This is a genomic window from Roseibium sp. AWQ4_290, assembly GCF_056160985.1.
In genome coordinates this window covers 16720-29105 of record NZ_JBSWYG010000024.1, presented here as the reverse complement: position 1 = coordinate 29105, position 12386 = coordinate 16720, and the positions used below count along the sequence as shown (strand labels likewise).

General features: G+C 59.2%; 11 protein-coding genes and 1 pseudogene. 3 read left to right on the top strand and 9 right to left on the bottom strand.

Features of this window, described 5'->3' with window-relative positions; genetic code table 11:
* Positions 1–3: 3 nt before the first annotated feature.
* Positions 4–666, top strand: a complete 663-nt coding sequence (locus ACXAH0_RS21230; protein WP_475178619.1) for a uracil-DNA glycosylase — start codon at positions 4–6, stop codon at positions 664–666.
* 324 nt (positions 667–990) lie between these two features.
* Here the strand turns inward: ACXAH0_RS21230 and ACXAH0_RS21225 are convergent, their stop codons facing one another.
* The 6 genes from ACXAH0_RS21225 to ACXAH0_RS21200 form a co-directional block, all read right to left on the bottom strand.
* The gene (locus ACXAH0_RS21225) at positions 991–1764 is read right to left on the bottom strand and encodes an arginyltransferase (protein ID WP_475194895.1); all 774 of its coding nucleotides are present in this window, start codon (positions 1762–1764) and stop codon (positions 991–993) included.
* Positions 1765–1816: 52 nt separating this feature from the next.
* Positions 1817–3652, bottom strand: a complete 1836-nt coding sequence (locus ACXAH0_RS21220; protein ID WP_475194893.1) for a sodium:proton antiporter — start codon at positions 3650–3652, stop codon at positions 1817–1819.
* Between the two features lie 179 nt (positions 3653–3831).
* On the bottom strand, positions 3832–4323 hold the full coding sequence (locus ACXAH0_RS21215) for a pseudoazurin (RefSeq protein WP_475194890.1): 492 nt from the start codon (positions 4321–4323) through the stop codon (positions 3832–3834).
* The gene (locus ACXAH0_RS21210) at positions 4307–5080 is read right to left on the bottom strand and encodes an ABC transporter ATP-binding protein (RefSeq protein WP_475194888.1); all 774 of its coding nucleotides are present in this window, start codon (positions 5078–5080) and stop codon (positions 4307–4309) included. The genes ACXAH0_RS21215 and ACXAH0_RS21210 overlap by 17 nt, the downstream gene beginning before the upstream one ends.
* A complete protein-coding gene (locus tag ACXAH0_RS21205) occupies positions 5077–6147 on the bottom strand; it encodes a FecCD family ABC transporter permease (RefSeq protein WP_475194886.1) in 1071 nt (356 codons plus the stop codon). Before ACXAH0_RS21205 ends, ACXAH0_RS21210 begins: the two co-directional genes overlap by 4 nt.
* Before the next feature lie 52 nt (positions 6148–6199).
* On the bottom strand, positions 6200–7357 hold the full coding sequence (locus ACXAH0_RS21200) for an ABC transporter substrate-binding protein (protein ID WP_475194884.1): 1158 nt from the start codon (positions 7355–7357) through the stop codon (positions 6200–6202).
* Between the two features lie 373 nt (positions 7358–7730).
* Here ACXAH0_RS21200 and ACXAH0_RS21195 point away from each other — a divergent pair.
* Positions 7731–8114, top strand: a pseudogene (locus ACXAH0_RS21195) (TspO/MBR family protein).
* 23 nt (positions 8115–8137) lie between these two features.
* On the opposite strand, the gene ACXAH0_RS21190 reads toward ACXAH0_RS21195, so the two are convergent.
* Positions 8138–8641, bottom strand: a complete 504-nt coding sequence (locus ACXAH0_RS21190) for an RDD family protein (RefSeq protein WP_475178644.1) — start codon at positions 8639–8641, stop codon at positions 8138–8140.
* Positions 8642–9389: 748 nt separating this feature from the next.
* Between ACXAH0_RS21190 and ACXAH0_RS21185 the strand changes: the two genes are divergently transcribed.
* Complete coding sequence (locus ACXAH0_RS21185) at positions 9390–9902, top strand: hypothetical protein (protein ID WP_475178646.1); 513 nt, start codon at positions 9390–9392, stop codon at positions 9900–9902.
* A 215-nt stretch (positions 9903–10117) separates the two neighbouring features.
* On the opposite strand, the gene ACXAH0_RS21180 is transcribed toward ACXAH0_RS21185, so the two are convergent.
* Entirely contained in the window at positions 10118–11371 is a 1254-nt protein-coding gene (locus ACXAH0_RS21180; protein ID WP_475194882.1) for a threonine ammonia-lyase, read from the bottom strand.
* Positions 11368–12363 (bottom strand): porphobilinogen synthase, encoded by a 996-nt coding sequence (gene hemB / locus ACXAH0_RS21175; protein WP_475194961.1) that lies wholly within the window; start codon positions 12361–12363, stop codon positions 11368–11370. The genes ACXAH0_RS21180 and hemB overlap by 4 nt, the downstream gene beginning before the upstream one ends.
* Between the last annotated feature and the right edge of the window lie 23 nt (positions 12364–12386).

Genomic DNA, 12386 nt, shown 5'->3' with positions numbered 1-12386 from the left:
GTGATGCCGGTTTTTGACGCACATGACGTACCGGTCGATCCGCCTCTGGATTGCCCGGAATGTCCCCGGCTCGTCGCATTCCGCGAAGAGCTGAAGCTTGCCCATCCAGACTGGCACAACGCCCCGGTTGCCTCCTTTACGTCCATCAAGCCACAGCTACTCGTGATCGGGCTGGCCCCGGGCATGAAGGGGGCCAATTGCACCGGCCGCCCGTTCACGGGCGACTATGCAGGCGACCTCCTTTACAAGACGCTCCTGGATTACGGCTTTGCCGAAGGGGTTTATCTGGCCCGGCCAGATGACGGCCTCAAGCTGCGCAACGCCATGATCACCAATGCGGTGCGCTGCCTGCCGCCGCAGAACAAGCCGACGGGCCCTGAAATCAAGACCTGCCGGCCCTATCTTCTGTCCACGCTCGCCGCCAATCCTTCCATTCGGGCCGTTCTGGCGCTGGGGCGGATTGCCCATGAGACGTTCTTGTCGGCATTGGAGCTGCGCCGTGCACAATTTCCCTTCGCCCATGGAGCCCATCATCCCTTGCCGGGATATGAGCTGGCCCTTTTCGACAGCTATCACTGCTCCCGCTACAACACCAATACGGGCCGCCTGACGGAAGAGATGTTCCGCTCGGTCTTTGACAAGATCAGCGCTTATCTACCGGAATAGAGGGACGCAAGGAAGGGTTTGACTGGACCTGCGCAGAGGTGTGCCGGGTCCGGCTGCCGTTAGAGCCTCGTGCGACAAGTCTGCGCCATTTGACCGGATTTGCTTTGTCTGCTGAGGAGGCGGATCGCGCGCCTTGGTGTTTCCCACCACAAGTGCGATCCAACGATGTCAGCGGGCAAAGCAGACCGGCCCCTCGGGTGATGGAAAGCAGCCCATCGGCAGCGTTGCGTCGCTTGCCCGATACACCGCATCGCGCTGCGCGAAGCGCCTTGCCGAAGGATCTGCTGTCCAGCATCAAATGGTGCAGACTTATCGCACGATGCTCTAGCCTGGCTCCGCCGCGGAGCTGTCCGCTTCCACCACCGTCCAGCCATTCGGTCCCAGATGTTCCTGGGGTTTGAAGCGGGCCTTGTAGGACATTTTGGCCGACCCCTCGACCCAATAGCCGAGATAGACGTAAGGAAGGCGCATTTTGCGGGCACGCTCAATGTGATCCAGGATCATGTAGGTGCCGAGCGCGGTGTCTGAAAAGCCGGGATTGTAGAAGGAATAGACCATGGAAAGGCCGTCGCTGAGCTGATCGCTCAAGGCAACACCCAGCAGCGGGCCGTGCCCGGCTCCGGTCACGAAACTGTCCGGCCCCCGGCGGCGGTATTCGATCACCAGAGTCTCCACATGGGTGTCCTCGACCATCATGGCATAGTCAAGAACGCTCATTTCCGTCATGCCGCCATCTTCGTGGCGGGCCTGAAGATAGTCCCGGAAAAGGTCATATTGCTCGGCGGAGGGGCTTGCCGGAAGGCGGGCCCCAACCAGATCCGCCCCGGCTTTCCAGACCCGCTTGAAGGATTTGCTCCATTTGAAATCATTCACACGCACCCTTACGGAGATGCAGGCCTGACAGTTTTCGCAGGCCGGGCGGTAGGCAATGTTCTGGCTGCGGCGGAACCCGCCCTGGGTCAGAACCTCATTCAGCGCCAGAGCGCCATGGCCGACCAGATGCGTGAACACCTTGCGCTCGTGCTTGCCCTCCAGATAAGGGCAGGGCGCAGGGGCCGTCAGATAGAATTGCGGATGATCTGTGGGATGCCGTGTCACCTTTTTGTCCCGCGAAACCTCAAGCGTCTGGAGGTGTGAAGTCTGGTTCAGTCTACATCCCATAATACCATGGCGCGACCAAAGAGAAGGTCAACCACAAAATAAGGGCCAGGGGAGCGCCTGCCTGCAGGAAGTCGACAAACCGGTAATGGCCGGGGCCCATAACAATCAGGTTGGTCTGATAGCCGACCGGGGTTGCAAAGGATGTGTTGGCGGCGATGATCAGGCAGACCACAAAGGCCTCTGGAGGCTGGCCGATCTGATCCGCCAGCTTCAGCGCTATCGGCGTGAAGAGAACGGCGGCCGCGTTGTTGGAAAGGAAGTTGGTCAGCACCATGACAATGAAGAAAAGGGCGGACAAGACCATGGCAGGAGAGGCCCCTTGCAGCAGCTCGACCAGGCCTCCGGCAATGGCCGTGGCGCCTCCGGTGGATTCCAGCGCGACGGCCCCGGCGAGCGAGGCGCCAACCAGCATGAAGATGCGGCTGTCGATGGCACGCATGGCTTGGCGGATGTTGAGGCAGCCCGACGCAATCATCGCAAAGGTACCGGCGATGGCGGTTGAGACAATCGGAACAAAGCCCGAGGCAGCCAGCACCACGACGCAGGCAAAGATCGCCAGAGCCCGCGGCGCATAGCGGCGCCGGGGCACTTCGGCCGTTGACCAATCCAGCAGCAGAACATCCCGGTTGCCGCGCAGACGGGCAATCTCGTCTTCATTGCCGGCCACCAGAAGCACATCACCTGCTTCCAGGCGGATATCGTTCATGGCCATGCGCGGCATGCGGCTGCGTCTTTGGATGCCCATGACCAGACAGCCCGTATCGGCATAAAAGCCGGACTGGGGCAAGGTGCGGCCCATGAGCCGGGAGGCCGGGGCTACGACCACTTCCGCCAGGCTGATAGAGCCGGGCTGGGCCGCCTGCTGATCCCGGCCGATGCCGTTTGTGTCCGTATCGGCTTCCATCAGGGGCTGGCGGCGGGCGAGGGCATTGGCAAGGGCTGTGCGGGTGGCCGCAACAATCACCGTGTCGCCGGGGGACAGGACCACATTCTCAAAAGGTGGCAGGATCGGCTTCTGGCCGCGCTGCACCAGCCGGACGGTCATGTCCTTGAGCTGAGGGAACATGCCGGAGACCGATTCCACCCCGACAAGCGGATGGCCATAGGTGATTTCGATCTGGGCGATAAACTGCTTGCCGGAGGTTGCCTGAAACTCTTCCGCCATGGTCTGGCGTGTCTTCATCAGCCGGGGCATTAAAAAAAGCACATAGACCGCCCCGGTTCCGGCCACGATCAGGCCAATTGGGGTAAAGCTGAAGAAGGAGAGTTTCACATCGGAATTCTGGGCGGCGTAGTTGGCAACCAGCAGATTGGTTGACGAGCCGATCAACGTGGTCATGCCACCGAGGATCGCGATGAAGGAGAGCGGCATCAGAACCCTGGCCGGGGATTGGCCGACTGTCGCCGCAACAGCGGTCAGGATCGGCAGGAACATCACCACGACCGGTGTGTTGTTCAAAAAGGCGCTCAGAACGGCGACGGCCGCCAGGATCGGAATGGCGGCGTAATGCGAGCGCCCCCGTGTCATGCGCACAATGGTTTTGGCAGGAGCTTCCAGCGCATCGGTCTGGAACAGACCCTGGCCGATAATGAGCAGACAGATCACGGTCACCAGCGCCGGATTGGCAAATCCCATCAGGAAATCAGCCGTTGTGACCGCCTTGCCTGTGGCGGTTTCGACCGGAAAGACTGAAAAGATCAGAATGAACGCTGTCACGGACGCAAGAGCGACTGTTTCGATCGGGTAGCGCTCCAGAGCGTAGAGGATGACGGTGGACGCAAGCACCAGAAAGGTCAGCGCCATCGCAATATCAACGGAATGCATTCACCTGTCCAAAGCCTCATGTGGCGACTTGCCGAACCGGCACTTTAGATCAGGCGGCCAGTGCATTGAAAGAGCTTATACCTCTCAAGGCCCTGGAAAGGCGAAGATTGCAGTTGAAAGACGGCAGTCATGGGCTCACACGCCTGCCGGACGGCCCGGCAAACAGGGGATGGGCTTGATCAGGCCTCTGCCTGCAGGTCCTTGAACAGCGCCCGGAACACTTTTCGGGCCCTGCCGGGATGGCGCACCTTGCGGGCAGCCTTCAGGTTGGGCCAGTCGGTGCCGACGGCGATCAGCCCAACCATGCCCCATTCATAATGTGGCAGGCAGATATGCCCATAAAGACCCGGCTCGGTGAAAGTGACTGTGAGCGCCTCGTTCAGCGCCCCGTTCCAGGGCTCGGCCCCGTCCGGGATCATGCCCCGTTTGGAGGCCGAGTTGTGGCCTTCGTCGGTTGGAACAAAGGTCACGCTGTCGCCTGGCTGAATGCGCAGGATTGCCGGTTCGAACACATTGGGTGTGTCCGGATCGCCGCACCCGGCATTGAGCATCAAGAGGCTGTGGGCGCGGCCCTCAGCCCCCTTGACCGGTGCCGGGGCAGGGCAGGCCAGGGCGGAGCTGGCGCCTGCCATGGCAGTCATGCACAGAACGAAGTCACGACGGGTAAGCATGGACAATCAGTTCTTCTCTTGGGCCTGTGGAGGTTTCAATGGCCACTCCATAGGTCTGTGAAATGGCTTCGGCTTTCAATACATCGGCCGGGGTGCCCTGGGACAGAATGCGGCCATTGCCCATCAGGATCAGGTGATCGGCAAAGCGGGCGGCCAGATTGAGGTCGTGCAGAGCGACAATGCCGATAGCCCCGCGCCGGGCGATGGCCGCCTTGATCTGGGCGAGAACATCCATCTGGTGGCGCAGGTCGAGCGCCGAGGTGGGTTCATCGAACAGGTAGACATCCGATTTGCGGATCAATGCCTGGGCAACGGAGACCATCTGGGATTGCCCGCCGGACAGCTCGCTCACATAGGCGTCCGACAGATGTCCGATCCCGGCCTCGTGCAGTGCGGCGGCAACAGTTTGCATGTCCGTTTCGGAGACCCGCCAGCCTTTCAGCTGCTTGTGGGCCATCATGACCACGTCAAAAACGGTCAGGGCCGCATTGGCCGTGAAAAACTGCGGCATGAAGCAGACCCGTTGCAGCCGGGTGCGCACCGGCAGGCGGTCCAGATCCTCCCCGTCCAGATAGACCTTGCCCGAGGCAGGCTTCAACAGCCCGGAGATCAGCCGGAACAAGGTGGACTTTCCCGCCGCATTGGGTCCGATCAGGGCGGTGAGCTGGCCCGGGGTGACAGGGGCGAAACTGATCCCGTCAAAGACCGTTCGCGCGCCATATGAAAAGCGCAGACCCTCAGCTGACAGAGCGCTCATTGCCAGTGCCTCTTGCGCTGACCCAGGATAAGCAGAAGGAAAAACGGGATACCGATCAGCGACGTGATCATGCCAATCGGATAGACAATGCCCGGCGTGATCGCCTTGGAGGCGATGGAGGTGCCGGACAGGATCAGCGCGCCGCACAGGGCCGACAGGGGCAGAAAGCCACGCTGGTCCTCGCCAACCACCATGCGGGCAATATGCGGACCGACCAGACCGACAAAGGCGATTGCCCCGACAAAGGACACGGCCACGGCCGCAAGCAGGGATACCCCTGCCAGCACCGTGATCCGTAGCAGGCCCACATTGACCCCGAGCGCAGCGGCTTTTTCTTCCCCCATGCGCAGGGCTGTGAGGGCCCAGGACCGGCTCATGAACCAGGGCAGGACCAGAATGAGGATCAGGAAACAGACCCCGACCTTGGGCCAGGTGGCCCGGGCGAGGGAACCCAGCTGCCAGAAGATCAGCTGGGCCAGCTGAAACTCTGAGGCGCCATATTGCAGGAAGGCCAGAAGCGCATTGAAAGTGAACAGCATGGCTATGCCCACCAGGATCATGGCTTCCGGGGTCGCGCCGCGCAGGCGGGTGAACAGGTAGAGCGCGCAGGAGGTGAGCATGGCAAAGACGAAGGCGTTGCCCGACACGAACAGGCCACCGGCACCGGGAATTACGGACCAGCCCAGAACAATGGCAAGGGCTGCACCGAAACTGGCGGCAGAGCTGAGGCCCAGGGTGAAGGGATCGGCCAGCGGATTGTTCAAGATGGTCTGCATTTCCGCCCCGGCCACGCCCAGCATTGCGCCGACAAAAAGCGCAAGCAGCGCCACGGGCAGCCGCACCTGCCAGATGATGACCGTTTCCTTCGGAGTTGCAATGGACGGATCCAGGATCACATGCAGGGTCCGGAAATAACTGAGATTGGCAGGCCCGGTGGTGATGTCGAAAATCACCAGGGCGGCCAGCGCCAGACAGGCCAGGGCGACCAGCGCGAGGCGGCGCCCGGACCGTTTCTGATAGGCCTTCACCAGGGATTGGGGCTCACTGGCCAGCAAATGTTCGCTCATTTTGAAAGAAGTCTCCAAGCGGCCCGCGGGCAGGGCCCGCGAGCCGGCCGCCTCATTGAGGAGCGGATGCCGACATCCAGAATGTGCCGGAGGGTTTGAAGGGCAGGAACCGCTCATGCAGTTCTTCGAAGGTGGCCCAAGGATCCAGATCCTCGAAATCGTCCGGGTGGAACCACTTTGCCAGCTGCTGGATGGCAACAAAATGGTAGGGCGAGTTGTAGAACTGGTGGAAGATGACGTGATAGTTGCCGTCCTTGACGGCATCCAGATCGGCAAAGCCACCGCGGGCGGCCAGCGTTTCCAGGCGTTTGGTGTTGGCCGCGTCATCGGCTTCGTAGCCCAGAAGAACCGAGGTCACTTCGGGCTTGGATTCGGCCCAGTTGGCGCCGGTGGCCACAAAATGTTTCGGATCGGCGTCAATGATCCCTTCCAGGTTCAAGGTCACCGAATAGGCATTGGCCAGGGTGGAGGCATAGTTCAGGCCGCCAGCCAGCTCGACAAAACGGCCATAATTATAGGGCCCGAAGGACCAGCAGCAGAAGTCGGTCTGCCAGCCGGCAGCGTTTTCAACCACCACCAGCGGGCGGTCCTCAGCCGGAATCGAATCAACAATATTGGTGACCTTGCGCATCTGCGCAATGTAGAAATCGATGAATTCAGAGGCCTTCTTTTCTTCCCCCAGCAGGCGTCCGAGAATCAGCAGCGAGGGCACGGCGTTTTCGGTTGCGTTGCGGCGGAAGTCGATAAAGGCGACCTGAACGCCCGCAGTGCCGAGTTTGTCAATCAGGCCGGTTTCTTCGGCCTTGAACAGGCTGCCGGCCTCCAGGAGCACGAGATCCGCATCGGCTTCCAGAACGGCTTCGATGCTGAAGTCGCCAGCATAAGGGTTGCCGAAATTGATCTGCCGGTCGACGTCTTCCGGAAAGACCTCCCGGAACTTCCTGTAGCCGTCCGGGTCGTAGAGGATCAGATCATTGTTCCAGCCGACGATTTTTTCGAATGGATTTCCCTCGGTGACAGCCGAGATGCCGTACATCATGCGGCCTTCGCCAAGGATGATGCGCTCAGGCTTGTCCGCGAGGGTGACTTCGCGGCCCGCAATATCCGTAAAGGTCAGGGCTTCTGCCGAAGCGGATGTGGAGTGTGCAGCCAATAGGGCACCGGCCACGAATGCGCATGTCACTGCGCCAACGCGTTTGAAAAGGGACATTTGATGTTCCTGTTGGTTTGTTAGCGGCGCAGCGTTAGCAAAGCTGAACCGTAAAGTCGACTCTAATATTCATGTTTTGAGGTTGAGCACAGGCTATTTTCAAAAAATGGAGCTTGAGACTCAGAAATTTGATCGTTTGAGAGGCTTTGAGGCCATTGTCGCCTGGAAGTCGCGGATGGTCTGGGGCACATACGAACACGGGCAGGCGCTTGAATCCGTCCAGACTTTTGCGCAAGTCTGAGGCTCTTTTAATGTGTCGGGACCCTGACCTGTGCCTGCTGCTGCGCCCAAACCGCTCTCAACCCTGCGTTCTGTTGCAGTGTTTGCGGTGTTTGTGATCAGTGTTCTCGGGGTGGGCATTGCCATTGGGCTGATGGTCACACCTGGCAGCTGGTATCAAAGGCTGCATAAACCGGTCTTTATCGTGCCGGACTGGATCTTCGGGCCGGTCTGGGCGGTGCTTTACATCTTTATCGCCATTGCAGGCTGGCGCACAGCGATGCGGGCGCCGCGCTCCCTGGGGATGGCGCTTTGGGGCGCTCAGATGGGGCTGAACTGGGCCTGGTCACCGGTTTTTTTCGGGCTGCATCTGATGTGGGCCGGTTTTGGGGTGATTATGGCCCTTTTGGGAGTGGTTGTGCTGTTTATCCGCACGGCATAGCGGGCAGACAGGGTCTCCGCTCTGTTGTTCTGCCCCTATGCGCTCTGGGTCGGCTTTGCCGCTCTATTGAATGTCTCGCTCGGCTGGCTCAACTGACGCAGGTCTTGCACGCGCCCTGATCAGGCGGGGCTTTGCACAAAGCTGCGGTGATACTCCGAGTTGATCACCACCACGCCGAGAATGATGTCGTGGAGCAGACGTTTGCGGTCAGAAAACAGGGAAACCAGCAGCACAAGAGGTGTCAGCAGCGAGACGGAAAACCAGAACAAAAGGGCATGGACGGCTGCCAGCAACGGATATGGCTTGGACCCATACCACAGGCGCATTTCAAGACCCATGGCGCGCATTCCAAAGGTTGAGGCCTGCGGTCCGCCCAAGGTGAAGGCGACATAAAGCAGGGCGACCGATGCGGGCAGAATAGCATAGAGCAGGAAGCCGAGTCCTAGGGTGAAAATTCCGAGAAAGAACACCAGAATGGCTGCGCCGCAGATCAGCATCGCAATGACAATCGCGTCAATGAAAAAGGCAAAGATCCGACGGCTGCGTACGCCCGAAAACAGGTCCGGATGCTGACCCGGATCAAAAACATCCTGGCGCGGCTGGTCGGCTGTGGCGGCAGTCATCAAATAGCTCCTTGTACATGTCTGAACCATCATGTGGGGGTTTATGCTCAAAAAGGCAAATTTCCCAAAATACAGAGACAGTGTGTCTACAAGTTGCCTTAAAGACGGACTAGGGATGGATTTATAGAATTTGGTGTCCGGGCGTCATTCGGACATAGAAAGTCAGGAAAAAACTGCGGAACAATGCTAGGCATGGGGCAAAGCTTTTGACTAAGTCTTCCACAATCCGGTTTGCGTCTGAAAATTCTCGAAGGAAATAGCCCTCTTCAGTGTTGAGAAAGCTTGAAAACGATTTAGATTTTCTGATCTTTTACGCCTTGAAGAAGCTCACTTCCTCTGCGGCTTGAAGGCATAATTTATGGGGCCGGGCTCTAAGCCCCGGAAATTGGTGAAGAGACCTTTCAAGGCGGCACGTAAGGAACCGCTTGACGGTGCAATTGCCGATCTCAGAACGGAAGGCTATCCAAGATAGAGTTTCGAAAATGATTCAATTTTAAATTGAAAAATTTTAAATTGGTTGAAAAAAGTTTGTTTCATTGGTGAGTTTTTTAAAAAAAACCTAAAAGAACTTGAGATTAAAATAATATTAAGTTAATGTGGTGAATGTATTTATTTTTGTGGCTGAGAGGTGTTTATTATGGGTTTCATGAAATACGTTGCAGTGCTTGTTTTTTGTTTATTGCCGGCTCTTGGAAATGCGGCAACACTTACGGTGACGTCAAATGCCGGTGCCGGTTTGTCTGGACTCATGACCTGGAATCCGCTGAATTTTTCCTTTTCGGCCGAAGATGGAGACTTCAGGAAAAGCGCCACATCTTCAACGTCTACGATTACGGCCCTTGCGGTCAATGCCAACCGGACTGCGCGTCTGTCCCAGCCGGTAACGGTGACCGTGAGTGATGGCACGGAAACACTGTCCCAGTCCGCAACCTTGTCCGGACTTTACCGGTCGAAAATCAACTCTCTCGGCGGGGCGGGCTGTTTTTGCTATTCCGCACAATTGCGCCTCATGTCCGACCTGATCTTTGAGTTCGCTTCCGGGGCTCAGCTGATCCTGAATGCCGGAAATCTCGCAACGGCCCGGGGGTTTAGTCCATACTATTCAGGAACTCCGACGAGCGCGGACTCGGACACGGAGGCGTTGAAACTGACCTACAGCTTCACTGCGCCGGCCATTGTGCCGCTGCCTGCCGGATTGCCGCTGCTGGCGACAGGCCTCGGCCTGTTGGTCTGGAGGGGGCGCAAGGGCAGGAAAGCCTGAATTTTCTGTCTGCCGCAGGCAGGGCTTTTGACGCGGGCGGCCAACATCTCAAATGGCCCGCTGCCTGCGGGCCGCCAGAGCTGATTTTCCGGCACAGGATCGCTGTAAGCAAATCGCGTTTCATCTGATTTGTGATTCGCAGCCTGAGATCACAGATGTCAGCGCAAGAGACAAAACGAGTTTGAAACCGGATGAACGCGGCATGCTCTTGGCGATCAGTCCATGCGTTCACCGATTTCCAGATACCGCACCACATAGTCGCGCGCGCGGAGGGCTGCTACGATCCGCTCGCCATGGTCCCGGTCGAAAGCCTCAAAAGACACGTCCAGCGTGGCACCCTTGGCGGGAACATTCAAAAATAGCCGGTGATGTTCCACATCGACGACGTTGCCCTGAAGATCGCCGATCACGGTTGCGATTTCTCCCAAAGTGCCCGGCCGGTCCGGCGTGTCGATCCGGATGGAGACAAGCTTGCCATCCCGGGCGAGCTCGCGCACCACGATCTTGGACAGAAGCCTTGGGTCGATATTCCCGCCGCACAGGACCAGACCGACCTTCTTGCCTGAAAAACGCTTCCGGTCGGAAAGCAGCGCGGCAAGGGCCGCAGCCCCGGCCCCTTCGGCAATCGTGCGCTGCAAGGTCAGATAGGCATTGATCGACTGTTCGATGCTGGTCTCTGAGACCAGAACCACATCATCAACCAGGGTCTTGACGATCCGGGTGGTCAGCGTGCCGATGTCGCGCACGGCGATGCCCTCGGCGATGGTGGCGCCTTCGCAGCGCACCTCCTTGCCGTAAAAGGCGCCCCACATGCCCGGATAAAGGGTGGTTTCCACACCGATAATGTCCAGGGACGGTTTCAGTGCCTTGGCAGCGGTTGCCATGCCGGCAATCAGTCCTCCGCCGCCAATGGGAACGACCATCATGTCGAGATCCGGCCGGGCTGCCAGCATTTCAAGGGCGATCGTGCCCTGGCCCTGGATTACATGGGCATCGTCATAGGGATGCACCCAAACCAGATTGTTGTCTTGTGCCAGCCGGTCCGCTTCTGCCTTGGCTTCGGCAAGCGTGTTGCCGGCCAGAACCACCTGCGCGCCATAGCCACGCGTTGCCGATATCTTCACGAAGGGTGTCAGGACCGGCATGACGATGGTGGCCGGAATGCCGAGGCGGCCTGCGTGGTAGGCGACCCCTTGCGCATGGTTGCCTGCGGAGACCGCGATGACGCCCCGCGCCTTTTCTTCCGGCCTCAGGCTGGAGAGCTTAACCAGGGCGCCGCGTTCCTTGAAGGCGCCGGTGACCTGCATATTTTCGTATTTGACAAACACCTCTGCCCCGGTGAGCTGGGACAGTCTGGGAGCTTCCAGAAACGGGGTTTCCAGAACGGCGTCCCGGATAAGGTCGGCCGCAGCCTGAATGTCTTCCAGGCAGACCGGGAGGCTGTGGTCTTTTTCTGCTGTGGCACTCATTTGCTGGCGGCCAGACTTTCGGCCACTTTCGGTGCGAAATAGGTCAAGATGCCGTCGGCACCGGCCCGTTTGAAGGCCAAAAGGCTTTCCAGCATGGCCCGCTCGCCATCGAGCCAGCCATTGCCGCTTGCCGCCATGATCATCACGTATTCTCCTGACACCTGATAGGCATATGTTGGGACCTGGAACTGGTCCTTGATCCGCCTGACAATGTCGAGATAGGGCATTCCGGGCTTGACCATGACCATGTCCGCCCCTTCCGCGATGTCCAGGCCGGCTTCACGGAGGGCTTCATCTGTATTGGCTGGGTCCATCTGATAGGTGCGCTTGTCGCCTATCAAGGTGCCTGAGGTGCCGACCGCATCGCGGAAGGGGCCATAGAAGGCCGAGGCATATTTGGCTGCATACGACATGACTTGTGTCTCGCGGAAGCCGGCCTTGTCAAGGGATTGCCGGATGGCAATGATCCGGCCGTCCATCATGTCGGACGGGGCAATCACGTCGGACCCGGCCTCAGCCTGGACCAGGGCCTGGCGGCACAGCTGGTCGACGGTCTCGTCATTGAGGATCGTTTCCCCGGCCATCAGCCCGTCATGGCCGTGGCTTGTATAGGGGTCCAGCGCCACATCGGTCATCAGCCCCACGTCCAGTCCTTCGGCCTTGATCGCTCTCAGGGCGCGGCAGGTGAGGTTTTCGTCATTCAAGGCTTCCGAACCGGTGGCGTCCCGAAGGTCCGGGTCCGTATAGGGAAAGAGAGCAAGAGCGGGTATGCCCAGCCGGACCGCCCGTTCCGCCTCGCGTACTGCTTCATCCACGGAGAGGCGCTCTACGCCGGGCATGGAGGTGACCGGCTGGCGCACATTCTCCCCGTCCACCAGAAAGATCGGCCAGATCAGGTCATCCACGGTGAGCGTGTTTTCCCGGACCAGCCGCCGGGACCAGTCGGTGCGCCGGTTCCGGCGCAATCGGACGCCCGACAAAAGCGTGTCCATATGGTCGGAAGTGATCGGCGGGA